The sequence below is a fragment of the Bacillus sp. OK048 genome (assembly GCF_900103525.1).
Lineage (GTDB): Bacteria > Bacillota > Bacilli > Bacillales > Cytobacillaceae > Neobacillus.
This window is the reverse complement of sequence record NZ_FNHN01000005.1, coordinates 285,154-311,224: the sequence shown is the minus strand read 5'-3', so window position 1 is coordinate 311,224 and position 26,071 is coordinate 285,154. Positions and strand designations below refer to the sequence as shown.

Here is a 26,071-nt window from a genome sequence, read left to right as displayed (position 1 = left end):
GTGTCTTCGATGAGTTTCTTTCAAAGTCAGGAATCCTTAACGACAATGGAGTGGATTCTACGTGCTGTCGTTGCCTATTTCTTTTTGATTATTGTGGCCAAAGCAATGGGACAGCGTTCCATTGCTCAGCTAAGATTAATTGATTTCGCAATTACTCTTGTTATTGGGAACATCATTGCCCACCCCTTGTCAGATGAACGTCTTGGACTAAAAGGTTCTATTACGACTACATCGGTTTTAGTGATATTGTATATTGGCAGTATATATTCTATTTTAAAATGGCCGCGAATTAGAAAACTAATAAATCCCGAACCTGTTACCCTTGTTAAGGACGGAGAGATTATCTTTAATGGATTAAAAAAAGCAAGAATATCAATCGATATTTTATTAGAAGAATTAAGGAAAAAAAAGGCAGCAGATGTTAAAAAGGTAGCACTGGCATTGTGGGAGACAGATGGAAAAGTTTCGGTATTCTTGGATCCAAAATATGAAGCAATCACCCCATCTACCTATAACTTGGTTACTGAACCCTTTGACCTTCCAAAAACGATTATTAAGGAAGGTACCATTAATTCTGATTTACTAAAACAAATGAACAAAGATGAGGTCTGGGTTGTTGACAAGCTGGAAAATCTATATCATACAAATATAAAACATGTGCTGCTTGCAACCATTGATCAAAAAGACAATTTAAGGGTTTTCCTTTATAAATAAAATAGAGCACCGTAAGGGTACTATTCCCTTACGTGCTCTATTTTTTTATTTGAATCATTTTAAAAAATTACCTTTACTAGTCCTGATATCCTATTCTTATATAACGATATGTACATTTTAATAATGGAGCTTCCCTTTTGTATCTCTCCTAGTTCACATGAGAGATCAAATTTTGAAGGGAATATCCAATGACGGATTTCTATCATACTGTGCTTAACACTATCATAGCTAAAAAATTGGTAATCAATAAAATCCATATATTGTTTAATCCCCTTAACACGAAAAAAGGCCCATTTTAATGGACATTTTTTGTTAAAGCAAGTTCTTTTTTCCATTGAACCCCTAATGTAAGCGATTATGGCTGATTTGCTATGCAGATAAAAATCCAAGGAGGACATTTTTAAGTATGAGTAGTTTCTTTTAGGAAGTCCTTAATTTCATCAACCGTAATTCCAAAATTTCGAGCTTCTAAAATGAGGCCAATCCATTCCTTATCTAGTTCTTTTTCATCTACTAGTGCGGTTAACATAGTACTAGGTGTCCCCCTAAAATATAGTATTTAGCAGCTCAGCCATCATTGTTCAGTACTTTAGACCTGTAGCTTTGCGTCCCTATCTTTCGAGAGGTTTGCCTTTATCTTATTAAAGCTATAAAGTTTATAAGAAAATAGTACCACATTAATTCTTTATATAGAACAAAAAAAATTCCAAAAATTACGACACCTTTTTACATTTTTTCCATAGAACTGTTACAAATATAAATATAAGATAACAAATTTAATTCAATTGCAGGTAGAAAGGACCGGTATTATGTAAAATTATTGAAGTAATGGTTATTATCATCCTTAGAAGAAGTTAACGATGTATTTATTTACAAATATAAAAATCAATAGGTTAGTTCATTATAAAGAAATATTAATAGTGCAATAAGGAACTGTTTGTTGTTTATAAATTGGGAAGAAGGTAGTAGATACATATACTCCACTGAAATAGTTAATATGACTATTTGCGGAAAATAAACAAGTTATACTTTTTACTTGTTTATTTTCCGCATTTAATGTAATCATAAGACATACACTCACAAAGAACATTTATTACAGACCAGATAGATGTAAATAATTCGATGGCTAGTTTGATATTATAAATAAATTATATTTAATTAAAGGAGTTTAAGTGATGACTGAAAAAAAACGTTTCACAGGTTTTATTGGAACCTACACGAAAGGAGATAGCGAAGGAATCTATTCTTTCACACTAGACACGGATAACAGAACTATAGTAGACATTAAAGTTGCTGCCAGGTTAGAAAACCCAACCTACCTAACAATTAGCCCAAATAATCGCCGCCTATATTCAGTTGTAAAAGAAGGAGAATTAGGGGGAATAGCAGCTTTCTCTATTACCGATAACGGTGAATTAAAAGTACTAAACAGTCAATTTTCAGAGGGATCACCACCATGCCATGTAAGTGTAGACACTAATAATAACTATCTTTTTAGTGCTAATTACCATAAAGGAACGGTAGATTCTTATTTGCTTGAACAAGAAAACGGATCCGTACAACCTGCTGTTTCGATTATGAAACATGAGGGTTCAGGTCCTGACCCAAGACAGGAAAAGGCGCATACTCATTATGCAGGGTTAACCCCAGATGAAAAATTCTTAGCGGTGGTTGAACTGGGTATTGATGCCCTAATTTCCTATAAAGTAAATGACAATGGTAGACTTGAAAAAGTAAACCTACTGCCATTGAAAGCTGGAAGCGGTCCGAGGCACCTCGAATTCCATCCTAATGGCAAATATGCTTATATTATGACCGAGTTTAGCTCTGAGGTAATTGTATTGAACTATCATCCGGAAAACGCGCATTTTACTGAGCTACAATATATATCTACTTTGCCGGAAAACTTTAAAGAAAATAACCAAGGAAGTGCCATTCATATTTCTGGAGATGGCCGTTTTGTTTATGCTGGTAATCGTGGGCATAACAGTATTGCCCTCTTTCAAATAAACCAAGAATCCGGTGAACTGAACTTCGTGGAGCACACCTCAACCGAAGGGGAATGGCCAAGGGATTTTGAAATTGACCCTTCTGAAAAATTCATTGTTGCTTCTAATCAAGAATCAAGCAATATTGTTTTATATGCAAGAGATAAAAGCACAGGAAGATTGACTCTTTTACAATCTGATATTAAGGTACCACACCCTGTTTGTGTTAAGTTTTTAAGAAATTAGGGCTTACCTCTAAGGATGTGTTAACGATGGATTTCTTTCATAGTCAGGAAACACTAACAACATTAGAATGGACTCTTCGTGCAGTCGTAGCCTATTTCTTTTTAATTCTTGTAGCCAAGGTGATGGGTCAGCGTTCCATCGCTCAGCTAAGATTGATTGATTTTGCAATTGCTCTAATAATCGGGAACATCATTGCTCACCCATTATCAGATGAACATCTTGGACTAAAAGGTTCTCTTACGACTACAGTGGTTTTGGTGATATTGTATATTGGCAGTGTTTATACTATTTTAAAATTTCCACGAATAAGAAACCTAATTAATCCTGCCCCCATCACACTTGTTAGGGACGGGGAGATTATCTATAAAGGATTATATAAAGCACGAATATCAATCGATCTTTTGTTAGAAGAATTACGGGAAGAAAAAGTTGAGGATATTAAAAAAGTTGCATTAGCATTGTGGGAAGCTGATGGGAAAGTATCCGTTTTTTTGGATCCAAAATATAACCCTATTACACCTGCAACATATAAAATGGAAATTGAACCATTTGACCTTCCAAGGACGATTATTAAGGAAGGTACCATCTATTCCAACGTATTAAAACAAGTGAACATAAATGAGGACTGGGTTGTTGAGAAGCTAGAAAATCTATATCATACAAATATTAAAAACGTGCTGCTTGCAACCATTGATTGTAATAACCATTTGGAGGTTTTTTTGTATAAATAAAAATAGTCCCATAGAATAAATATTTTATTCTTGGGACTATTCTTCAAGAAGGATATTGTCACCCTTAATTCTTTGTTTCTTTAATCGAATTAATATCAACTAAGGATATTTTAGATTGGTTGAAGCTATGGGTAAATATTGAATGTTGTTACTAAGCTTCAATTTGGTCTTGTATTATTGACCAAACATACTTTTTTCCCTTGCAAGTTGACCAAATTCTCCTCTTTGAATAATCCTACTTCATCTAACACGTTTACTTGATGAGCAATGACAATGATTGTCATGGTATGTCAACACTAAACTAGACAAATTCCTTAAGGTCTGCATTTTTGTAATCAATGGAACTTACATAACCAAGTGTTCCATGAATTCGTAAGTAATTAAACCAGTGGACATAGTCATGTAATTCTCTTGTCAAATCTTCTAAACTATCAAAATGTCGTCCCTTAACAAGTTCTGTTTTGATGATTTTGAACGTGGCTTCAGCTACGGCATTGTCATACGGGCAGCCCTTCATGCTTAAAGAACGTTGAATATTAAAGGTCTTTAAGGCATCGTCAATCAGTTTATTTTTAAACTCATTTCCTCGATCAGTATGGAAAATCTGTACCTTATTGTGATCCACTTTGATGGAGGCTAATGCACGATAAACTAGTAATGCATCTTTGTTTGGACCTGTGCTGCAGCCCACGATTTCCCGATTAAAGAGGTCGACAAACATACATACATAATGCCATTTTTGATTGACTCTTACGTACGTTAAATCGCTCACTATCGCTGACATTTCTTCTTCCTGGTCAAACTTGCGGTTTAATTCATTCTTCTGTTCAGATTCATTACATGATTTCGAATGTGGTTTAAATTGAGCTACAGTGTAAGCTGAGACACGGCCCTGCTCTTTCATAATTCGCCCAATTCGGCGTCTAGAAACGATTAAACCACGTTTCTTTAATTCTACTTTTATTTTGCGGGTTCCATAGTTTTGACGACTTGCCTGAAAAATATCAATCACATCGGATGTAATGTCATCCTCTTTTGCCCTTTCTTTCACTTCATAATAATAGGTGCTTCTCGGAAGTTGTAGGACCTTGCACATTGCTGAAATCGAGTATTTGTGTTGGTTATTACGTATCACATTTTCCTGCGTCCTAGTATCAGCGCTGCTTGCTTTATAATATCGTTCTCCATCAGTAACTGCTTATTTTCCTTCCGGAGTTTAATCAATTCTGTTTCCTCCGGTGTTTTATTGTCCTTTTCCTTAAATGATCCGCTTGTCTTATTTTGACCCAACCACTTATCCAGTGACGATGGAGTCAGGTCATATTCACGAATAATTTCTTTTCTAGGTTTCCCGTTCAAATAGAGCTGGACCATTTGGTGCTTGAATTCTTCAGTAAACTTTCTACGCTCTCTTTTGGTCATAATAGATTCTCCTCAGTAATAGTAACTGTAGTCTACTTGACCTTAACTAATAGTGAAATTAAATTAATGCATCACTAGTGTATCAAACTAATTATATCGCACAACCCGTTCTCTTCAAAGAACTATTTTTGTGTGATATATTTACTTTTTGTAAAAATTTTTATTCAAAAAAGTTATCCCCCATGTTAAAAGATAGTATTCGAACATTAACATAACATTCGTTATAACTTAATAGAAGTATTCGCCTTTTCCTTTTTAAAAAACGTTGTTATTTTTCTAAAAAAAGAACCCAATCTTGAGTCCTTTTTAGTAAAGTATTTTTGATGGATGAAGTACCATATTACCAAAATCCCTATTGAATTTTTTATTAAATCTATAATGGAAAAAGACCTAAATGGGACGAATAATTGATGAATTTCATCCGCTAGTCCATATAAAAGTGAAATCACAATAGCTAATGTCTCTTTCCACTTATTCAAGTATCCATAACAAAGCAACGCCATTATTATTAGGCAGTATAGGATGCTAAATTCAAAAAGATGGGCAAGTTCCAATGTTCCCCCTATAGCAAGAATAACAACATCACTTAAAACTGTTGATAAACCACTAACTGATTCCGGGTCAAATTTACTTGTTTGCTGCCAAATTAAGAACATATAAATAAATGGAAATAACGTAAGCATAAAACGGCCAATAAATCGCATTTTGCAGCACCAATCCTTATATTTTCGCTAAACAAGTGATAGTAATCCTTTCTTACTATTCAAAAAAAAGAAGGTAGATGACTCCTCACACTAAATTCTATCCTTTTTTAACAATTTCTCCATTTGTTCTGAATAAGAAAAATCTAAATTAGTAACGTTAATTCTTCACTAACGTCGTAGATAGCTCTATCAATCAAGGATTGGAAGAACGATGACTTGTTGTACACCTACTCTCAAGTTTTAATAATAAATTCACCAAGAATGTACTTTATCCTGCAATCTTTTTATTTAGATTTAAAACTAAATTCTTCTTATCAATATAATGAATCATTGGTTTATAAATAAGGTTAATTATATAAGAAGAAATTAAGCACAGTATGATTAACCAGCAAAAGATCAGTATTGGGTATTTAGGAGCAAAGGTCAGCTTCGGAAAGATAGTCATGTAAAAGAACATATGAGTTAACCAAAGGTTTGTTGAATGACTACTAATAAAGTTTAGGCCCTTTTGAATGTTAAGATTCTTATCGATTAAATTAAAAAAACAAATAAATGTGATGCCCGTAATAGGTGCTATTATCATTGACTCATATAGTGAATGTATGATAAATAGTGAAAGTATTCCAGCTATACAAATTAAATTTTTCTGCTTAAATTTATTTAGTGTATTATATAACTTTGAATAAATCTTTTCCTTTGCAAAAATAGCCCCTACAACAAAAGGCAATTGGGAAGTACCTACCAAAACAATTGCATTTACAAGAATATTTATGGCAGAGTTGTCCCCGAAATCAAGAACTTGTTTTATACGTTGGATATAAGTAATTAAATAAATAAATCCAGATATCAAAAATATAGTAATAGAATTATACTTCTTAATTACCTTGAAAAGTGGTGGTGCTAAAAGTACAAGGATAATATAGGTTTGTACGAACCACCATGCACCATTATATGAATTAGATAATACGAAGAAATTAAGAAGAAATTTAGTTGGGCTACCTGGTAATATTTCAGACATACCAGTCATTGCCCCTATAGCTACAAAAATTATTAAAACAATCCAATAGTTAATAAGTAATTTAAGAATTCTCATGAAATTCTTCTTTAGAATGGATCCCTTCGCCTTATTCATACTTACAAATAATCCATATCCACTTGCAAAACAAAACATAGGCACGCATGCATCACCGAACAAACCAATATAGTAAATCAAAGGAACTCCATCTATTATTGGGAATGTTTCATACAAACCATTAACATCTTTCCTACAAAAAAGATGAAGGAGCAGCATAAATAATATCGCTACTCCTTTTGTTACTTTTATATCATTTTTTGTGAATTCCATATATAATTCTCCTTAAAAAATCATAATTAGCAATTTTCCTCTTTATTGAAATATATTGTAAGTTAATTTCCGCTATAATAATTTATGGTGTTTTTGTTGCCTTCAAAGGAGAATAGCTGCTAAAAAGGTTTTTAAATCTAAGAAATTACCTATTTTTTGATCTGAACCAAAGAGCATCAATTGTAAATTTGCCAATAGAAACGTCAAAATTAAACAGGGTAGTAGTACTATCCATAAGCGTATTACCCTTTTCAAAAAATATTCAGACCAACTCCACCTATTCTCTTTAATGATTTTAATATAGTTGCTGAAATAAAATATCCACTTAATACAAAAAATACCATAACTGCTTGATAGCCTGGAAGTGGTACATAGAAATGAAATAAGAAGACTACAAATGCGGAAAAAAAACGTAATATGTCTAAAATGCTAGATGCTTTACTCTACTTTTAATTATATTTACTGTTACATTATATTATTCAAATTTCAAGAGCCACCTTTTTGGGTTTGTTTTCTCTTAACTTATATATTTATTTTGCTTAGAGTAAGCCCTATGCAAAGAGATGACACTTATGTTTTAGGCAACATGATCTCTAATTTTAAACCTTCGTGTAATATTCCTAATCGGAACAATAAATAAATCCTTTTCATGTTTATTTATTGCCGTAAACCACATTAATAGAATATATACACCTGAAAAAATTAAAATTTTAGTAAACAATAAAAGCCAAGAATCAGCTAGGATAATTTTATTTAAAGTCTGCCCATATAAAAGACTTAAAGAAACAGGTAGACTCATAAAAAGTATATTTTTCCAAAAGGCAGGTACATCTATCTTTATTGTTTTCCAATAATAGAAATTAATCACAATAATATTACCAACGGTAAAAGCAATTGCAGTAGCAAGTGCACACCCAACAGCCCCCCACCTTTGGGCAAAAATAACGCTTAGAGGGACATTTAATATTGCAACGGCTGCATTAGTTATGGTTTTAAATTTTTGCATATTCATTGCTTGAAGTATTACGCCACCCATACTTTGTATTAAAGAGACTACCATTGGTACAAGAATTATTATGGCTATTATGTAAGAAAGTTGAAACTCTTTACCAACCCATAAAATTATAAACTCTTGCCCAAAAACAACAAACCCACTTAAAGCAAATGATATAACGATATATTGAATTCTTCCTATTCTAATAAATAAATTTGACAATTCATCGGTGGAAACTTCCCTTGTCACCATTCCAGTAACTTTACTTAGGAAAACATTAGAGATTGCTGAAGAAAATCCAGAAAAATAGCCAGTAAATGTTGCACCAATAGTATATAAGGAGATAGCAACTGTACCACTATAAATTCCCAATATAACTTGGTCTGTTGAATCATATAATTTACTTATTACTAAATTAATAAATATATATGAGGAGAAAATAATAATTTCTTTTAATAATCCTAATTCAATTCTTTTGAATAAAATCTTTATTTTTATAACGTTAAAACAATAATATATGTTGAGCAAAATGGAAAACACACTAATTAATGCTGTAACAATCGCCATAGTAATTGATCTATGCCCTGTTAACAATAATGGCAACATTACTAAAGGATTAATGATTGAACTGACAATAACAATAATTCTTTGAAAAATAAACTTTTCATGGGCAAGTACAATAACACTAAATAGACCTAATCCTATTCCTATAGATAGATTAATAGTTACTATTGCCATTAGAATTTTTAATTTATTCATCTCAGGTATACTTAATGAATTTGAAAACAGCACATCTGAATTTACTGTTAATATCGTACCAGATATTAATGCAATTATCCCTAGAATGCCATACATAATAAAGAACATACCATATATTTTCGAGCAACTTTCCTCGTCGTTTAGTGCTTTATATTTTGCTGTGTATCTAATTACTGCATTTCCTAATCCAAAATTTAAAACTCCAATAAACCCTGTTGCTGAGCTAGCCAAACTATATAAACCATACTCTGATTGACCGAGTAGATTTAACATTATAGGAGTATAAATTATAGAAATAGCACTATTAATAAACAATGCAACGTATGTTAATACCGCACCTGCTTTAAGTTGACTTTTCATTTTATTATCCTTCCATAACATTAAATATCTTAATCATTTCTAAAGATGTATCATAGTTTTCTTTGGCTAAATTACTGGAAATCTCTGCTCGCAAATAACTACTATCAATTAAATTTTTTAGTGCAGAATAAATTTCATTTTCATCAATATTTACAATTAATCCAGTTTTTCCATTAACAATCTGTTCTTTTGCCCCATTTACATTAGTAGTTACAATTGGTTTATTAAATTGTTTAGCCTCAATTATGGTAATACAATATCCTTCATACCTTGATGGTTGTACATATAAATCACACTGTTCTAAATATGGGTACGGATTTGTGTCTGCTCCTAATAATATAAAACTATCTTCTAAATTGTAATCCATTATTAATTTTTGATAATTTTTCCGTGAATCTCCTTCTCCAATACAGTACCATCTTACTTTGCAGCCATCCTTTTTTAATTTAGCTAATGCACGAATTGCTAGATCTTGCCCCTTCTCCCTTGATAATCTACCTATTGTTAATATTCTTAATCCATCAAATTCATCCTTAAATCCATTACCATCCTTAGCTTGGTTCCGAATAATTTCCGGAGAAACAATATTGAAAAAAACCTCAGATTTTCCACTTAATTGTGGTACCAAACTAATTAATTTTGATTTAGCTTCTTTTGATACAATAAAAATTTTGTCGAACTTTTTATAAACTTTTAAAGCAAACCTCTTGTTAAATCCTATTTTATTTATATCAAAATGTATCCACTGAACTTTCTTTTTAGCTTTTATTTTGTTTATAACAAAAAAGCTTATGAAGTCCATTGGGCCGGCATAAGCTACTGCAAGATCATATTCAGTATCAATTTCATAGTATCCTTTTAAAAGATACTTAAATAACAAGGTTCTTTCCTTTAATATACTTGATAGAAGGTGGATTAATGTGATGTTCAAAGCCTGTAGTACTTTACCTGCTTTAAGAAAATTTAAAACAGTTGTACGTGGTGGTTTGTTCAATATATGTTTTATATCCTTATATCCATTATAAAATTTGATATGAACATGCTCTGGAATTGAATTCAAAAATCCACCGTATTTCTCCAACATTAATATTGTTATTTCGTAATCTTCTTTTGGTATCTCAGATATCATGTTGAGCAATGCTTTTTCCGTTCCACCAACATTCATGTTAATAAGCATAAATAATATTTTTTTCATTTCATCTTCCCCAGTTACTAACTAATTAATTTATATATTTTATCTATTTCGCCGACTGAACTATATGGTTTTTCATTCATTAGTGTCTTTAAAATATTATTCTTAAAATTAATATCGTCTAAATATCTCTTTATTCCCAAAAAGATATCTTGCTCATTGTGTCCAACAACCAATCCATCAACCTCATTATTAATTAATTCATCTGCGGTATTGAAATTAGTACAAACTATTGGCCTTTTTAATACTTTCGCTTCAATTACAGTGAGTCCAAAACCTTCCTTTTTAGATGGTTGAACATATATATCACAATTTTTCATATAAGGGTATGGATTTTCTTTTTTCCCTAATAAAATAAATTCCTCATTCATTCCTAAATCATTAATGAATGTTTCAATTTCTTTCCTATCCTCACCTTCTCCTACTGCATACCACTTAAATTTATAATTATTATCTTTTAAAAGTTTAGCTGCCTTAATTGCAGTAATATAACCCTTATAATGGGAAATCAATCGCGCAACGGTTAAAATATTTACTACAGATTTATCATGGAATACAGTAGCACCTTGGTTTGCCATATTTTTAATTATATTTGGATTTACAATATCTAAGATTAAATTCATTTTCTTATCGTATTCTGGTTTCATTGCCGCTATAGATTCCCTTATTGCTTTTGAAACAACTACTATTTTGTCAACCTTTTTGTAAAATCTATAGTCAAGATCCTTGTCATATTGAGTATTTACATAATCACAATTAATCCAAGCAATTTTCCTTTTTGAATTAACAAAGTCTACTACAAAATAAGTAGGCATCCCTTGACTATATGCAATGGCGACATCGTATTCCTTTTCTAATTTCCTCAATGCATTTCGCTGACTTTTGTAAAGTATTTGTTCTGTTTGTCTTTTTTTTGAATTCATTAAATTTTTTCTTAGATTAAAGGTTGTTTTCAACCTGCAAATCCTATAATTAATATTATCTTTAAGTGATAAATCTTTACTTTTAAGATCTTTAGCAACAAATTTATAATACTCTGGTTCTTCTAATATATTAACTTCCTTCGGCACGTCCTTATCAAACTCTCCTCCTTTTTTAAACATCATTAAATCAACATCATAAATAGTAAGATCAATCAAATTTAGAAGTGACACTAAGCTTTTCTCTGACCCACCAATTGTCAAAGAGTTTATTACAAATAATATCTTTTTCTTCATCTCTATTTGCCTCATTTCACCAAGAAATACTTATCAATTTGGCTTTAATCGCCTCATTGATCTAAATCTAGAAGCTAGGTTATATAATTTAAAAGAACTTAATAACATAAAAATGCGAATGAATAGAATTCCTTTAGAGCTATATCCTATTTTCTTCATATGATTTGTCATCTTATAATCTAAAGCTACTCTTAAACTACTTTTATTAAAATAATCTAATTTAGAGGCTTGCTTCAACTCATTCGTAATAATTTGGATATTATTATTAGTAAGCATATTTACTCTATCTATATTCCACTGCTGATAATATAAAAAAATAATCGGGTACGAATCCCGATACAAATCTAATGTATCAAACTCTCCAGAATACTCATGCATAGATTTGATTAAATTTGAAGTTCGAATCATATAACCTTCATTAAAAGTCCTTACAGTTGAATCGTTTCTAATCAACACGTTATATAAGACATCACTTATCGCAACTATTTTCTTAGCATTACAAAGAACTGCATAATTAAATAGTGCATCTTCACTGCCAACATAACTAACATCTTTGAACCTAAGATTATATTTATATAATATTTCTCTTCTATATAACTTATTACAGGTTGATGCTGTATGAGGAAAAAAAAACTTTTGAATTACATATTGAAATTTTGGGTAACTACTAAAATCAATTAATATTTGTTCCGGAATTATCGGAGATCCAACATTTCCATTTTCTTCATAAGTACCCCGACCACATATTGCTACGTCAGCATTTGATGAAATTATAGATTTATATAGTGCCTCATACATATTTGGTTCGATCCAATCATCAGGATCAATAAATCCTATAAATTCACCTCTAGCAATATCTAAACCGGCATTTCTAGCCGATGACTGACCTCCATTTTTTTTATGAATAGTTATTACTCTTGTATCTCTTTTTTTATATTCCTCAATGATGTTTCCACAACCGTTAGGGCATCCATCATTAACTAATATTACCTCAATACTTAATAATGTTTGATTTAACAGTGAATCAATACATTTTCTAAGGTAATTTTCCACCTTAAATATTGGAACAATAATACTAACTAAAGGCTTCAATCACATATACCCCCTGATTTTAAGGTTCCAGCTTTTTATGACAAATGTGCTTTTAGTGCTTTTTTTAAGCATCAATGAAATTGGTTATAAACATAGTTTCTAGATACTACTTATTACTTCATAGTGTCTCTTACAATTTTCCTTATCATATAATTGAAAGAAGTCACCAACCCTGTCATTATATTTTTCATCGTTGGAATCCTTTAACATGAATTTTTCAATACAATCAATTAGAATTTTTTCATCCCTAATCACAGGTCCAAATCCATCTCTATTACAGTCAAAGTAACCTTTTTGGAAATGATCTGTATAGTACCTTTGTTGATCAAACTGATAATAAATTAGTGGTTTCCTCATATAAGCAAAGTCAAAAGCAACACTAGAATAATCCGTAATTAATAATCTGGACTCTTTGAGCAAATTTTGTAGGTTGTAATTATTTCTATTAGCAATTGTTATATTAGAGTTATTACAGTTAAATGCTTTAATAAATCTTTGCATTTCGGGATGCGGATAAAAAATTAATTTAATATCATGTTTTTCCAAAAACTCATGTATTCTGACACTATTCAACAAATTATTATACCTATGGTAATATTCGGACATAATAAATTCATCATATTTCATCTCAGTATTATTATCACTATTTGTCATCCCAAACCATTGTCTCCAGGTCGGCATTAAGAGAATTTGATTTTTTACTTTATAATCATGTAAATTATCAAACCTACAAAAACCTAAATATTTAACATTTTCTTTTGGATATCCGAAGTGTTCTTTGACAAAATCAAATTCTGGCTTAGCACCACAGACAAATAGATTGTATTTAGTATTCGCATAATTTAAAAAAGGTAATATTTCTTTAGTAATTCCATGTTGCAAGAAAACCTTTTTCTTTTTTATTAACCCATAACTCTCTAGTCTCCATAAAATTGGTGTTTCAGGAACTCCAAAAAATTGAAATGCTGAAAGGTGTTTTTCAGCTAAAAAGTAATATATATAATGCCTTAGAGAATTCTGCTGAATTATTGTTTCAAATTTTGTTATCTTTAAATAGGAGTGTGACTTTTTATCGATAACATAATATGCCTTTTGAGTTGGGTGATTTTCTCTTATATATTTATATAAATGAAAGGCATTATCTTCTGCTTCATCTCTTCTTTCTGAGATTAGCCAAATATCCTTATTCATCTTTGATAATTTAAGGACCCTTGAAATAAGAATAGCTATAATAATTTTATTAAGATCAATAAAATGTTTAATATACTTCAAGAAATCCCCTCCTCAAATATTAATCTCTTAGCTCTTATCTGGTTTTTATACAACTTTAATTTGAGTATGTCTTTAATTTGCTGCTGGAGACATAGTATGAAACCATAATAGTAAATTAAGTTTTTATCCTTCATTCTAATTAGGTAAAAAAGGATTCTTGAATTTATTGAGGTTTGAGGTAAATTCTTTTCATACTTAATATAATATTTATTTTCAAACAGTAATTTCATATTATCTATTTTTTTTCTCTTTGAGTATTTACAGTTATGTTGCTGTATTACAAATGATTCAATCAACCCTTGGACTCGCATAGATAATATGGAATCTATTTGCTTGGTATCAAAAGTATTCATTTTAAGTACCTCTTCAATTCTTTTTATTACAATAATTAAACTTTCAAGATGTTTTAAATTTAACATAGCAGTAATACTATTCTCGTTTAATCTATTATAATTATATAAACTCTCTTTAATTGAACCACATCTAACGCAATGAGTAGCGTATTGTAAAACGAAAACCATATCTTCACACATATTAATCTCTGGGTTCATCCTGAGATTATGTTTTAATATTATTTCCCTTTTAAAGACTTTCCCCCAAAGAGTACCTCCCACACCCTGAAATATATTTATTATAAATTGCTCTTTTGAGTTATCGGTTTTTTCATCCCAAAAATCATTTAACTTTATATTTCCATGAATAGAAATTTCTGTATAACCACATGACACAATGTCATGGTTAAATTTAATTGCTGCTGTTACTAGTTTTTCTACATATTCCTTTTCAACAGTATCATCAGCATCAACAAAAATAATAAACTCTCCGCTTGAAATTTCTATTCCTGCGTTTCTTGCAGCTGAAGGTCCCCTATTTTTCTGTTTACAATAAATAACTCTTTGATCTTGGTAAATGTAATTTTTTATTTTTTCATCACTTCTATCAGTTGAGCCATCATTCACTATGATTATTTCTATATTTTTATAAGTCTGATCCAATATTGATGGAATACTTTTATTTAAATACTTCTCGGTATTATATACAGGAATAATAACGCTCACTAAGGGTAATATCATAAAAATACCCTCCTAATACATTTCATCATTGTATAAATTTCCCTCATTTTTTTCTTATCAAATATGACCTCTGCTCATATTATTTAACTTCCGTAATCCTATTTTGCCACTTAATAAATTCAATCAATGTTTTATATTCATTTTTCTCAATCCCTGATTCTTTTAATTCATTTACTAAATCAAGCCATTCCTTATCAGGAGGTTGTTGGTCTTCTTTAGATTCTAAAGTTTTTAACAGTAATTTTATGTCAACATCCAAAACAAGGGCAATTTTTTTAATCACTTGAATTGAGGGATTCTGATTTAAGTTTCTCTCAATATTGCTTAGGTAGGACTTTGAAATATTTGCACGTTCCGCAAGAGCTGATAATGTTAGCCCTTTTTTCATTCTAATTTCATAGATATTTTTTCCTATCATCACCATATACCCCGTTTAGTCTTTTAAAATTTTTTAGCTCTCAAACACATCTCTTTCTCCCATTTGCTAACGATAAAGTTTCTTTAATACAATTAATAATCCTTATTTGATCTTCTTCTGTCATATTAGATCCAGATGGTAAACATATGCCATTTTCAAATAAGTATTCAGAGATATTCACCCTTTTACTGTGGGGATAATATTTGGCTCCTTGGAAAATTGGCTGCATATGAAGCGGCTTCCAAACTGGACGGGCTTCAATATTTTCTTCTGTTAATGCATGTAAAATATCTCGAACAGAAACTCCTGCTTCTGCCTCATTAATCGTAAGAGCTGTTAACCAACGATTTGAAAGGGTATTTTCTAGTTCAGGCATGAAGTTAAAACCTGGTAAATGTGCTAATTCTCGATAATATTTTTCAAAGATTAGTCTTCTTGCTTCAACCCTATGGTTCAAAACAGCTAATTGCGCCCTACCAATCCCCGCTAATATATTGCTCATTCGATAGTTAAATCCTATATTGCTATGCTGATAATGTGGTGCAGGATCACGGGCTTGTGTTGCCAAAAAGCGAGCTTTTCTTAAACCTGTTATATCCTCTGAGATAAGCATGCCTCCACCGGATGTGGTAATAATTTTGTTGCCGTTAAATGAATAAATTCCATATTTCCCAAATGTTCCACTTGCTTTCCCTTTATAAGTTGATCCTAATGATTCTGCTGCATCTTCAATTACCGGAACATCGTATTGATTGCATATAGAAAGAATCTCATCCATTTTTGCACTCTGCCCGTACAAGTTCACAACGATAACTGCTTTTGGTAGTTTACCTTCACTATTTGCATCTATAAATGCCTTTTCTAAAGCCTTGGGAGACATATTCCATGTATCTAACTCTGAATCGATAAATACTGGCTCTGCACCTTGATATATTATGGGATTGGCACTAGCAACAAAGGTGAGGCTAGAACAAAAAACATTGTCACCCTTTTTCACATCTAATAAAGAAAGAGCCAAATGAATGGCTGCGGTACCCGAACTAACGGCAACAGCTTCATTGACTCCCACATAATCGGCAATTTCTATTTCAAATTCATCAATATTTGGACCATGTGGAGCTATCCAGTTGGTTTCAAATGCCTCATCTATATATTTTTTCTCATTCCCACTCATATGTGGAGAAGAAAGAAAGATTTTCCTTTTAGAAGTTGTATTTAGCAATTAATTCACCCTCAAACTCATTTGATTGATTTTTTTAACCTTGGCAGGAATACCAACGGCTGTACAATAAGCAGGAATATCCGAAATCACTGTTGCCCCGGCACCAATAATAGTCCACTCACCAATCTTTATGTTTGGGATAATGGTGGATCCCGAACCAACATATGCCCCCTCTCCTAATTGAACAGAACCAGTTAATGTGGCACCTGGGCACACATGGGAGAAATCACCTACAATACTATCGTGTTCAATCACTGAGCCTGTGTTAATAATGGAATGATCTCCTATTCTACTATCAGCATTTATTACCGAATTAGGCATAATAACAGCTCCATGACCTATCTTGGCAGTGGGACTGATGACTGCCGACTTATGTTTTACGGTTACAAAATATTCATATGAGAGGTTTAGTTTTTGCACAATAGATTGACGAACCTTATTATCCCCGATTGCAATGACTAATTTAATATCTGGTGATTTTTCAAGCAATCTTTCAGCTGCTGAAATAGGTCCGCAATAAGTATCCTCTTTTAATCGCAATTCATCATATTTGTCATCTAAAAATCCAACAATATCACTTTCCCCAGTAGATAAAATCATATCGACTATTACTTTACTGTGACCTCCACAACCAATCACAACAATCTTCATCCATGTCTTCCTCCAACCGTAATATTCGACCCTTTAAAACTTTCCATTGTTACATTACCCGGTTGATTTATTCCTTCAGAAACAGCTACTTTATAGATTGTTAAAATCAGTATTTTAATATCAAGCAAAAACGAATAATTTTTAACATACCAGATATCTAAATTAAATTTTTCTTCCCACGTTATTGCATTTCGACCATTTATCTGTGCCCAACCGGTAATACCAGGTCTAACATTGTGGCGTTTTGATTGCTCCTGTGTATAAAGGGGCAGGTACTCCATTAACAAAGGTCTTGGACCAACTAAACTAATATCACCCTTAATAACGTTAATTAACTGAGGGTATTCATCGATACTATATTTCCGTAGGAATTGACCAAACGGGGTTAACCTTTTATAGTCTGGCAGCAATTGACCTTTCTGGTCCCTTTCATCCGTCATAGTTCTAAGTTTATAAAGGAAAAACGGTTTTTCGTATAAACCCGGTCGCTTTTGTTTAAATATAATTGGAGACCCTAACTTTAACTTTACCAACAAGGCAAAAATGAAAAAGAAGGGGGAAAAACTTACTAACAAAACCAGTGATACTGTAAAATCAAACAGTCGTTTCAATTCTGGTCATCCCCTATATTTAATCTAAATTCTTCATTTTAGGTGTTCCAAAGATAATTTGCTTCTTTATTTCTTCTACTAATTCTATGACACTAATTTTTTCAGATTCCTGAACTCTAGAAAATGTTTTTACTAAAATTTGCTGAAGTTCCTGTTGAGTTAATAATTTATTCCCATTCATTACCTTACCTCACAGCCATTATTAATTTTTACAAATTAAAATCACCACTTTTTACAAAGTGGTGATTTTCAACGTCAACTATTTTATTGTCATATCCATTTGGATTTTTCATCTGCCATCTCCAAGAGTCAAGACACATCTCTTTAATATCCTTCCCCGCCTCCCATCCTAGTTCTATTTTTGCCTTTAACGGATTAGCATAACATACTGCTGCGTCACCAGGTCTCGCATCTACAATCTTACATGGTATTCTTTTCTTTGCTGCCTGTTCAAAAGCTGATACCAGTTCTAACACGCTATAGCCTTTTCCAGTACCAAGATTATAGGCATTAATACCAGCTGAGTTTGAAACTTTCTCAAGTGCTCTTAGGTGGCCATTCGCTAAATCCACTACATGAATGTAGTCCCGGACACCGGTTCCATCTTTGGTAGGATATTGATTTCCAAATACATTTAGTTCCTTAAGTTTTCCAACTGCCACCTGTGTGATATAAGGCATAATGTTATTAGGAATACCAGTTGGAGATTCCCCAATAAGTCCACTAGAATGTGCCCCGATTGGATTAAAATATCTTAGCAGGGCAATACTCCATTCACTATCTGACACATAAAGATCCTGTAGGATTTCTTCTATCATTAACTTTGTTCGACCATACGGGTTCAATGTCCTAAGTGGAAAATCCTCTGAAATTGGAAACCGCTCTGGCATACCATATACTGTTGCTGATGAACTAAAAACTAATTTTTTTACATTATTTCGTTTCATCGCTTGGCACAGGACTAGGGTACCAGTAATATTGTTTTGATAATATCTAAGTGGAAGGTTAACCGATTCCCCAACTGCTTTTAAACCAGCAAAGTGGATGACCGCATCGATATCATTTTCCCAAAATACTTTATTCAACTTCTCCTCATCTACTAAATCAATATAATAACTCTTAAAACTTTTACCTGTAATTTCTCTTATTCTGTTCAAAGATTCTGGGTTACTATTAATAAAGTTATCCACCACTACAATTTCATGGCCTGCATTCAATAATTCAACACAGGTATGGCTGCCGATGTAGCCAGCTCCTCCGGTTATCAAAATTGCCATTGATCATTACACCTCCAGATATAACTATAGTATTGGATTAAGGAACTTATAGAGTTATACTACCCATCAATTAACTGATAAAATTTAATCAGGCCTTCTTTATTTCTATCCTCTAAATTTAATAAATTATTAGAAATTTCTTTTCTTAAGTCATTAAAGTTAAATAATCTCTCTACCCCTGAAGCGATTCCTTCGGGATTGGCTTTAACTATAATCCCTGTTTTTCCATTTTCAATTTGATTTTGAAATGAAGGAATATCTGTTACAATTACTGGGCGGTAAAGCGCTATTGCTTCTTCTACAGCCACGCAATGTGCCTCAGTTTTTGATGGCTGCACGTACACGTCACATATCCCCATAAACGGATATGGGTTAGACTGCTCTCCCAAAAGGATAAAATTCTTTTCAATTCCGAGAACTTTTACTTCTTTTTCTAATTCCTTAACCAAAGGACCGTTACCAATTAAATACCAAATAATATCATAACCCTTTTCAACGAGTATTTTACATGCCTGTAATGCAAGTAAAACCCCCTTTTCTTCAACAAGTCTAGCAACAGTAACTATTTTAAATGTCATATCTTGTTTAAATTTAATTCTTTCTGGTGTTTTTTTTGATAAGACACGAACCGCTTTAGGTTGAATTCTATTGTGAATTACATGAATTTTATTAGAAAATTCGGGATAGTAAGATTCTAAAGATAAACGAGAAGATTCTGCAACAGTTACAATAAAATCACTTTTTGAAAAGCTCCTTCTATCAAGTTTTGGACATGGCCAACCATATTTTTGGCTGAATTCATAATCCATATGGTTATATATAATTTTTTTCTTAGCACTAACTTTTTCAATAACGTAATAATTGCAAAAGAAATCAAGATAGCTAATAGCTACATCATAATGTTGCTTAGTTTTAGATAATGAGTGCCTATAGATGGACCATCTTATTCCTGTCCCCATACCTTTAGACATTCTACCTAACAATCCAGCAAGTAATTTTCCAGTAAGTATACGAAAACGACCCTTCTTTAAAAGCTTAGGTATAGCTTCTGCAAGAGGGGTCGAAAATGTTTCAAAAAGAGGTGGGAGTATTTTGACCTCTTTTGGAACTTCATTATATAAAACTCCACTATGATCAAATAATAGTAGATCAACTTCGTATTTTTCATAATCTAATTCTGTGAGAAGAGTTAATAAACTTTTTTCAACACCTCCTGTTTGTAGGTACTGGGTTATGAACAATAATTTTTTTTTCACACTTTTAACTCCTTTGTAGACTTAGGTTCCATATAACGATAACCAATGATCTACATTATCTTTTATGTTAAAACCATTTTTTAAAAAGCAATCATGAATTTTTGTGTTATTCGGTCTTTCTAAGTTTAGAGATTTTTTAATTTCCTTTGACCAATGGTTAAAGTTTTCTTCGAGGCTTATATAAGAAATAAGACCAAGTCCCATATCAGTGGTTTTAGGAACTGTATCTGAAACAACACATGGTGTACCTGCACACTGTGCTTCTATAGTTACTATTCCAAACCCTTCATATATCGATGGGAAAACAAAGACATCAAATGCTTTCATTAGTCTCTGAATATCATCCCTTATACCTAGGAATCTAACATGATCGTGAATACCCAAATTTCGGGATTCTTCCTCGTAAAATGTTCTTAACTCACCATCCCCTACAAACACTGCATAAATGTTTATGTCATACTCCAACATTTGCTTTATTGTTTTTAAAATAAAACCTTGATTTTTTATATGGGACAGACTGCCAACATGCCCAATAATTTTTGCGTTACTAGGAATAGCTAATTCCTTCCTAACACTAATACTACAATTTTCACTTATTCCAATAAATTTATCTACTTCTATTCCATTTTTCAAGATATGAACATTACCTTGGTCAACCTCTTTTCTACTAAATAAAAATCTAGCAGCTTCTTCACTACATGCACAAAAATCTGTAGCGGAAAATTTTATAACCTTTTTAAGTAAATTTAGAACCATATTTTCTTTTAAACCACTTTTTCTTGTCCATCGGTTGCTATGTGAGTGACATATTCTCTTATTTATACCAGAAACTTTTGCAGCCAATGCAGGAAATCCAGACTGATAATCTGTATGGGAATGTATTGCAGTATATTCATTAGTATTCATAATTTTTTTTAATTCACGAATATATGAAATAGGCCCTGTTTGTCCAAGGCTTGATATCCTAAATACGTTCCCACCCAATGATTCAATTTCATCATCGTAATGGCATTTTTCTTTACGATGGGAGACAAAATCAAATTGAATTTTACCTTTATCTATATTACGATACAAGTTCATAAGTAATGTTTCTGTGCCACCGCGATTCATGGCACTGACAATATGTAAGACTCTTTTAGGAGAATTCATTATCCCAATTCACCACCTTCCCTTTTTGTTTTTACAAAGTTTATTTTTAAACAAACAATACTTTAAAATTTCAACTTACAAAATTGAGATAAAAATTTTCCATCCAATAAGCATTGGTATCCGTATCATATCCTTTTAATTTGATAATCTCTGATGTATCTATATGTAAACTTGATATAGAAAGGATTTCCTCGGCCCAATTATCAGCAGATGCATTTAAATCTAAGAATTTCACAAGACCTGTAATATCGGTATCCTTTGTAATTGTGTCCGCAACAATGCAAGTTAATCCCGCACTTTGTGCTTCAGTTAGAACTACTGGAAAACCTTCAAACTATGACGGGAGTAAAAAAACATCCATACCTTGCATTAAATTAGAAATATCATCTCTGACTCCAAGAAATCTCACTGCAGATGTTATACCCAAATTCCTAGTTTTCTTTTCAATAATTGCTTTTAACTCACCATTACCTACCATAACTAGTATTGATTTTGGATTTTTATCATTAATTGCTTTAAAAATATCAATTAAAAATTCGTGATTTTTTTGTTTATTAAACCGACCAACGTGCCCTATCACTAATTTCCCACTTGCACTTAGTTCTGTTCTTACCCTATTTCTTATACTTTTATTAAATTTAAATTTTTTCACATCAATTGCATTATTTACAACATGTGATTTACCCATATTTACAATTTTATTACCAAATAGATACCTTGCTGCATCCTGACTGCATGCTAATAATCCATTTGAGAGCTTAATAATAAAGAAGCGCATAACCAATCGAAATATTTTTCGTTGTACATTTTCTTCAGACTGATCTGCAGTATTATGCGAGTGAGAAATTCTCTTTTTAATACCTACCAAAAATGATGCAAACATAATGGCACCTGAATTAAACATTGCGTGTGAATGAATTACATCCGGGTTAATTTTTGATAAAATACGTAAGAGGGTAATAAAATATTTTAACATGCCTACCTCTGACCGATCAGGAATTCGATATATTTTTCCACCCATGGATATTACCTCTTAATCATAATGCCCCTCTGATTTCTCATGTATTAAAAAATCAAATTGAAATTTACTTTTGTCAATTGCTCTATACATATTAACAACAAAAGTTTCAGTCCCTCCACAGTATAAGCCACCTAAGACGTGTAAAATCCTCGTCTTTTTATTCTTATTCATAATTTCACCTTCTAAATTTACTAAAGTTATATTTAGAAATCAATGTAGTTACTTTTATACACAATATTTAGAGATATAATCTGCTCATAATAATAGTAGATAACATAACAACCTAAAAGCAAATAATAAATAAATTTTCTATCCTGTTTTGAAAATAGTTTTACTATCCAAGAAATTAATATTAAATTATATAAACCAAAATAAATATTAAATCTTGCAAAAATCCAATTCTGAGTTGATATAACCATAAATACAAAACCTAATATAGAAAGATTTACGATATAATCACTTTTTGGCCATATTTCACTAAATTTCCTCCTTCCAAAAAATGCAACAATTAATGGTGCACCTGTTACCGCAACTCTTAATATATTTGCTCCTCCTTCAGAAAAATTGCTGTAATGACCATACTGTGTATTATTGAGTACATCAAATAAAAGTGTTGAAAACTGATTAAATCCAGTCGCAATTAAGACCGCCAAACCCAATAATATAAAAGTAACCTTTGACCATGCCTCTCTTCTGATTATGAAATAAATCGGAATAAAAATTAATGCGGTTTGATGAATAGTAGAGGCTAATAAAACTATTAAAATGAACTTTTTCCAATTTCCATTTAATATATACTTTGTTGCAATAAATACAGTAGCAGCGGCTAAAGACTGTCTTATCCCATTCATTGTCACCGTATACATTCCAGAAGCAATGTATACGAATAAACTTAACTCAATCATTCTTGAATATTTGTATAAAACGATTCCTATAAATAGGTTGGTTAAAAGTGCCACAGTAAAGATTAATATTTGTGGATCAGGTGTAATTCTCTGTAACAGTACTTGTAGGATATTAAATCCAAAATCCCCTCTATATTCAATATTTCCAAAATCAAATTGATTTGTGTTATAACTATGCATATAAAAATAAGTATCACCAATATTATTTCGAAGACCGGAAATAATGCATAAAGAAGCTATAGATAAAAATATTAGTAATTTATTGGGCTTAACAAATGGAACTTCAATGGCCAGAGGTTTAGAAAAAAATCTTGCAAAAACCGCAGAAATATAAACCACTATAAAATTAATCCACAAAATTCCCATTATCTTAATCCTTTCACAAATAATAAGTCTACTTTAACCACTTTTAAAAACTGTTTTCTTACCAGTTTTTTGGATATAAAAATATAATGCTAAACCAAAAGGAGTAGCCATTAAAGTTGTCATTTTATATGGCGTTTCAAACAAAAACTTTGAATTTTTTATCATTATATTGCTAGATACATAATGAATACTCTCTCTAAATCTTTCTTTAAATGAAGGTGCATGTGCCATTGCAATCATTCGGAAAAAGGAGAAACTTCTTGGATTTTTTTTATATTGTCTTATAATATTCATGCTTGAACCATCCTCTAAATATTCTACGTAACAGAGAATTTCATTCAAAACTAACAACGGATATTCTTGATCAATAAGAATATATTTATAACTTAAAGGACAATACTTCTCACCCGGAAATATCGGATACGGTGGCGTTTCTCTAGTTAGTTCTGACCGATAAACTAATTTCTTATCCCCCTTTACTTTGTGCTTTGCATATAAATTCGATAAAGTTGAATCTTTAAGATTCCCAGGCATTTTGGTGCCAATTATTTCCCCATCTGGACTAGCATCTAGGGCAACTATACCTGCATATTTTTTACATCCAAATTTATTCCAAAAATTTTTGATCTTCTCAACAGCGTCATCTGCCATATAATCATCAGAATCTATACATACATTAAGCTCTGTATCTATTAGTTCATAAGCAGTATTATGTGCACCATGCATACCCTGATTGTCTTGAAAATGATAGCGAATTGGGATAGCTTTCTCTAATATCCATCTTTCCACCAATCCTCTAGTGTTATCAGTAGAACCATCGTCGATAATCAACCATACAAAGTCCTTACTCTTTTGCCTTTTTAAACTTTCGTAGCATAAATGAAGTGTATACGCACGATTGTATGTTGGAGTAAAGACTGTTAATAATGGGGGCATCAATGCTCCTCCAATCTTTAGTTCATTTAGCTTCTAATGGATAATAATTTGAATAATAATTTGATAACCACTTAGCCATTGTTACAGAATCATAGCCATTTTTCTGTAACCTTTTGTAAGTATTTACATGCTCAAAGGAGGAAGAAAGTATTTGATTTTTCCAATATTCCGTGGATTTATCAAGGCTTATAAATTCAACTCTTCCTGTTATGTCACTTTCCTCAGTAATAGCATCTGAAACAATACATTTTAATCCAGCAGCCTGCGCCTCCACTAATACAACTGGTAAACCTTCAAATAAAGACGGGAATAAAAATATATCCATCGCTTGCATTAAATCGGATATATCACTTCTAACACCTAACAATTTTATATTTGCGGATAAACCTATGTTCTCAATCTTCCTTTCTATTGAAGCTCGCAACTTTCCATCCCCAATAAGAATTAGTATGGCATCCGTTCGCTCCTGCTTCACATTTTGAAAGATATCAATAAGGAAGTCATGATTTTTTTGCTTATTAAACCTTCCAATATGTCCTATAACTAATTCATCATTAATCCCTAGTTCATTTCTTACTCTCCTTCTAGTAGTCTCGTTATACTTAAACTCATTAGCGTTAACCGCATTGTTGAAAACTTTCATTTCCTTTGAATTAGCAATTTTATTTCCGAAAAGCCATTGGCCGGCCTTCTTAGAACAGGCAAAATAATTGTTTGGATTATTTTTCATAAAAGCTCTAGCATACAATCGAAATGGAAGCTTCACATCAATCCCCAAATCACTTAAATGACTATGGGCAATTCGGCAAGGTATTCCTGCCTTTTTTGCAGCCCTTAATACAAAGCTACTGTTTTCGTTAATATGGGAATGGACTACTTTATATTCCTTATGGTTTAAAAAAAATTCTTCAAGAAGTTTAAAATACATTCTATAATTACCTGGCTTAATTTGTGGCATGTGATAAATCTTTCCGCCGAGTTCTAGGATTTCTTTATCATAATGTCCTTCTTCAGTACGATGAACCATAAAGTCAAATTGGACCTTAGTTTGCTCCATTTGTCGGTAGTAATTCATTAACATAGTTTCAAGACCACCACGATTCATTATCGTGACTACTTGAAGGATTCGAATTGGACTCAAGCTTCTTAC

General features: G+C 31.8%; 26 protein-coding genes and 1 riboswitch. Of the genes, 3 read left to right on the top strand and 23 right to left on the bottom strand.

The window, feature by feature from the left end; genetic code table 11:
• The first annotated feature begins 9 nt into the window (after positions 1-9).
• On the top strand, positions 10-714 hold the full coding sequence (locus BLR86_RS11980) for a DUF421 domain-containing protein (RefSeq protein WP_090761650.1): 705 nt from the start codon (positions 10-12) through the stop codon (positions 712-714).
• A gap of 400 nt (positions 715-1,114) precedes the next feature.
• Here the strand turns inward: BLR86_RS11980 and BLR86_RS11970 are convergent, their stop codons facing one another.
• A complete protein-coding gene (locus tag BLR86_RS11970) occupies positions 1,115-1,243 on the bottom strand; it encodes an anti-repressor SinI family protein (protein WP_090761647.1) in 129 nt (42 codons plus the stop codon).
• A gap of 29 nt (positions 1,244-1,272) precedes the next feature.
• Positions 1,273-1,356, bottom strand: a riboswitch (cyclic di-GMP riboswitch).
• Between the two features lie 533 nt (positions 1,357-1,889).
• On the opposite strand from BLR86_RS11970, the gene BLR86_RS11965 reads away from it, so the two are divergent.
• Both BLR86_RS11965 and BLR86_RS11960 read left to right on the top strand, forming a co-directional pair.
• Complete coding sequence (locus tag BLR86_RS11965; protein WP_090761645.1) at positions 1,890-2,948, top strand: lactonase family protein; 1,059 nt, start codon at positions 1,890-1,892, stop codon at positions 2,946-2,948.
• 26 nt (positions 2,949-2,974) lie between these two features.
• Entirely contained in the window at positions 2,975-3,679 is a 705-nt protein-coding gene (locus BLR86_RS11960) for a DUF421 domain-containing protein (protein WP_090761643.1), read from the top strand.
• 158 nt (positions 3,680-3,837) lie between these two features.
• On the opposite strand, the gene BLR86_RS26805 is transcribed toward BLR86_RS11960, so the two are convergent.
• The 22 genes from BLR86_RS26805 to BLR86_RS11860 form a co-directional block, all read right to left on the bottom strand.
• Positions 3,838-3,963 carry a hypothetical protein gene (locus BLR86_RS26805; RefSeq protein ID WP_302847218.1) on the bottom strand — a complete coding sequence of 42 codons (126 nt, stop codon included), beginning with the start codon at positions 3,961-3,963 and terminating at the stop codon, positions 3,838-3,840.
• Between the two features lie 17 nt (positions 3,964-3,980).
• Positions 3,981-5,101, bottom strand: a protein-coding gene (locus BLR86_RS11955) for an IS3 family transposase (RefSeq protein WP_090761642.1) whose coding sequence is annotated in 2 segments (ribosomal slippage) — positions 3,981-4,852 and positions 4,852-5,101 — 1,122 coding nt in all. Because the reading frame shifts where the segments join, the coding sequence is not laid out codon by codon here.
• A gap of 221 nt (positions 5,102-5,322) precedes the next feature.
• Positions 5,323-5,784 (bottom strand): VanZ family protein, encoded by a 462-nt coding sequence (locus BLR86_RS11950; protein ID WP_254782310.1) that lies wholly within the window; start codon positions 5,782-5,784, stop codon positions 5,323-5,325.
• 289 nt (positions 5,785-6,073) lie between these two features.
• Entirely contained in the window at positions 6,074-7,150 is a 1,077-nt protein-coding gene (locus BLR86_RS11945) for an acyltransferase family protein (RefSeq protein ID WP_090761638.1), read from the bottom strand.
• Positions 7,151-7,727: 577 nt separating this feature from the next.
• Positions 7,728-9,263 carry an oligosaccharide flippase family protein gene (locus BLR86_RS11940; RefSeq protein WP_090761636.1) on the bottom strand — a complete coding sequence of 512 codons (1,536 nt, stop codon included), beginning with the start codon at positions 9,261-9,263 and terminating at the stop codon, positions 7,728-7,730.
• A 4-nt stretch (positions 9,264-9,267) separates the two neighbouring features.
• Positions 9,268-10,458 (bottom strand): glycosyltransferase, encoded by a 1,191-nt coding sequence (locus BLR86_RS11935; protein ID WP_090761633.1) that lies wholly within the window; start codon positions 10,456-10,458, stop codon positions 9,268-9,270.
• Positions 10,459-10,475: 17 nt separating this feature from the next.
• Positions 10,476-11,672 carry a glycosyltransferase gene (locus BLR86_RS11930; protein ID WP_090761631.1) on the bottom strand — a complete coding sequence of 399 codons (1,197 nt, stop codon included), beginning with the start codon at positions 11,670-11,672 and terminating at the stop codon, positions 10,476-10,478.
• 33 nt (positions 11,673-11,705) lie between these two features.
• Entirely contained in the window at positions 11,706-12,764 is a 1,059-nt protein-coding gene (locus BLR86_RS11925; RefSeq protein ID WP_090761629.1) for a glycosyltransferase, read from the bottom strand.
• Between the two features lie 99 nt (positions 12,765-12,863).
• Positions 12,864-14,036: a CDP-glycerol glycerophosphotransferase family protein gene (locus BLR86_RS11920; protein WP_090761627.1), complete on the bottom strand. Its 1,173-nt coding sequence runs from the start codon at positions 14,034-14,036 to the stop codon at positions 12,864-12,866.
• Complete coding sequence (locus tag BLR86_RS11915) at positions 14,033-15,109, bottom strand: glycosyltransferase family 2 protein (protein ID WP_090761625.1); 1,077 nt, start codon at positions 15,107-15,109, stop codon at positions 14,033-14,035. The genes BLR86_RS11920 and BLR86_RS11915 overlap by 4 nt, the downstream gene beginning before the upstream one ends.
• Before the next feature lie 79 nt (positions 15,110-15,188).
• Complete coding sequence (locus BLR86_RS11910; RefSeq protein ID WP_090761623.1) at positions 15,189-15,527, bottom strand: helix-turn-helix domain-containing protein; 339 nt, start codon at positions 15,525-15,527, stop codon at positions 15,189-15,191.
• Between the two features lie 40 nt (positions 15,528-15,567).
• Entirely contained in the window at positions 15,568-16,749 is a 1,182-nt protein-coding gene (locus BLR86_RS11905) for an aminotransferase class I/II-fold pyridoxal phosphate-dependent enzyme (protein WP_302847217.1), read from the bottom strand.
• Positions 16,750-17,400: an acetyltransferase gene (locus tag BLR86_RS11900; protein WP_090761621.1), complete on the bottom strand. Its 651-nt coding sequence runs from the start codon at positions 17,398-17,400 to the stop codon at positions 16,750-16,752.
• Positions 17,397-18,011 (bottom strand): sugar transferase, encoded by a 615-nt coding sequence (locus tag BLR86_RS11895; RefSeq protein WP_090761619.1) that lies wholly within the window; start codon positions 18,009-18,011, stop codon positions 17,397-17,399. The genes BLR86_RS11900 and BLR86_RS11895 overlap by 4 nt, the downstream gene beginning before the upstream one ends.
• A 19-nt stretch (positions 18,012-18,030) precedes the next feature.
• A complete protein-coding gene (locus BLR86_RS26060; RefSeq protein WP_175492865.1) occupies positions 18,031-18,192 on the bottom strand; it encodes a YwzD family small protein in 162 nt (53 codons plus the stop codon).
• A gap of 28 nt (positions 18,193-18,220) precedes the next feature.
• Entirely contained in the window at positions 18,221-19,288 is a 1,068-nt protein-coding gene (gene galE, locus BLR86_RS11890) for a UDP-glucose 4-epimerase GalE (protein WP_090761617.1), read from the bottom strand.
• A gap of 59 nt (positions 19,289-19,347) precedes the next feature.
• Positions 19,348-20,544 (bottom strand): glycosyltransferase, encoded by a 1,197-nt coding sequence (locus BLR86_RS11885; protein WP_090761615.1) that lies wholly within the window; start codon positions 20,542-20,544, stop codon positions 19,348-19,350.
• Between the two features lie 21 nt (positions 20,545-20,565).
• On the bottom strand, positions 20,566-21,693 hold the full coding sequence (locus BLR86_RS11880; RefSeq protein WP_090761613.1) for a glycosyltransferase family 1 protein: 1,128 nt from the start codon (positions 21,691-21,693) through the stop codon (positions 20,566-20,568).
• A gap of 334 nt (positions 21,694-22,027) precedes the next feature.
• A complete protein-coding gene (locus BLR86_RS26055; RefSeq protein WP_175492864.1) occupies positions 22,028-22,714 on the bottom strand; it encodes a glycosyltransferase in 687 nt (228 codons plus the stop codon).
• A 203-nt stretch (positions 22,715-22,917) separates the two neighbouring features.
• Positions 22,918-23,985: an EpsG family protein gene (locus tag BLR86_RS11870; protein ID WP_090761611.1), complete on the bottom strand. Its 1,068-nt coding sequence runs from the start codon at positions 23,983-23,985 to the stop codon at positions 22,918-22,920.
• Between the two features lie 33 nt (positions 23,986-24,018).
• Positions 24,019-24,921: a glycosyltransferase family 2 protein gene (locus BLR86_RS11865; RefSeq protein ID WP_090761609.1), complete on the bottom strand. Its 903-nt coding sequence runs from the start codon at positions 24,919-24,921 to the stop codon at positions 24,019-24,021.
• A gap of 22 nt (positions 24,922-24,943) precedes the next feature.
• Complete coding sequence (locus BLR86_RS11860; protein ID WP_090761608.1) at positions 24,944-26,062, bottom strand: glycosyltransferase family 1 protein; 1,119 nt, start codon at positions 26,060-26,062, stop codon at positions 24,944-24,946.
• Positions 26,063-26,071 lie beyond the last annotated feature (9 nt).

Excerpts from the sequence above, each read along its gene's own strand:
- BLR86_RS11945 (WP_090761638.1), bottom strand. The coding sequence starts at position 7,150 with ATGGAATTCACAAAAAATGATATAAAAGTAACAAAAGGAGTAGCGATA.
- BLR86_RS11965 (WP_090761645.1), top strand. The coding sequence starts at position 1,890 with ATGACTGAAAAAAAACGTTTCACAGGTTTTATTGGAACCTACACGAAA.
- BLR86_RS11960 (WP_090761643.1), top strand. The coding sequence starts at position 2,975 with ATGGATTTCTTTCATAGTCAGGAAACACTAACAACATTAGAATGGACT.
- BLR86_RS26805 (WP_302847218.1), bottom strand. The coding sequence starts at position 3,963 with ATGACAATCATTGTCATTGCTCATCAAGTAAACGTGTTAGATGAAGTA.
- BLR86_RS11930 (WP_090761631.1), bottom strand. The coding sequence starts at position 11,672 with ATGAAGAAAAAGATATTATTTGTAATAAACTCTTTGACAATTGGTGGG.
- galE (WP_090761617.1), bottom strand. The coding sequence starts at position 19,288 with ATGGCAATTTTGATAACCGGAGGAGCTGGCTACATCGGCAGCCATACC.
- BLR86_RS11940 (WP_090761636.1), bottom strand. The coding sequence starts at position 9,263 with ATGAAAAGTCAACTTAAAGCAGGTGCGGTATTAACATACGTTGCATTG.
- BLR86_RS11900 (WP_090761621.1), bottom strand. The coding sequence starts at position 17,400 with ATGAAGATTGTTGTGATTGGTTGTGGAGGTCACAGTAAAGTAATAGTC.
- BLR86_RS11880 (WP_090761613.1), bottom strand. The coding sequence starts at position 21,693 with ATGAATTCTCCTAAAAGAGTCTTACATATTGTCAGTGCCATGAATCGC.
- BLR86_RS11865 (WP_090761609.1), bottom strand. The coding sequence starts at position 24,921 with ATGCCCCCATTATTAACAGTCTTTACTCCAACATACAATCGTGCGTAT.
- BLR86_RS26060 (WP_175492865.1), bottom strand. The coding sequence starts at position 18,192 with ATGAATGGGAATAAATTATTAACTCAACAGGAACTTCAGCAAATTTTA.
- BLR86_RS11915 (WP_090761625.1), bottom strand. The coding sequence starts at position 15,109 with ATGATATTACCCTTAGTGAGCGTTATTATTCCTGTATATAATACCGAG.
- BLR86_RS11910 (WP_090761623.1), bottom strand. The coding sequence starts at position 15,527 with ATGATAGGAAAAAATATCTATGAAATTAGAATGAAAAAAGGGCTAACA.
- BLR86_RS26055 (WP_175492864.1), bottom strand. The coding sequence starts at position 22,714 with ATGGGTGGAAAAATATATCGAATTCCTGATCGGTCAGAGGTAGGCATG.
- BLR86_RS11935 (WP_090761633.1), bottom strand. The coding sequence starts at position 10,458 with ATGAAAAAAATATTATTTATGCTTATTAACATGAATGTTGGTGGAACG.
- BLR86_RS11970 (WP_090761647.1), bottom strand. The coding sequence starts at position 1,243 with ATGTTAACCGCACTAGTAGATGAAAAAGAACTAGATAAGGAATGGATT.
- BLR86_RS11980 (WP_090761650.1), top strand. The coding sequence starts at position 10 with ATGAGTTTCTTTCAAAGTCAGGAATCCTTAACGACAATGGAGTGGATT.
- BLR86_RS11870 (WP_090761611.1), bottom strand. The coding sequence starts at position 23,985 with ATGGGAATTTTGTGGATTAATTTTATAGTGGTTTATATTTCTGCGGTT.
- BLR86_RS11950 (WP_254782310.1), bottom strand. The coding sequence starts at position 5,784 with ATGCTTACGTTATTTCCATTTATTTATATGTTCTTAATTTGGCAGCAA.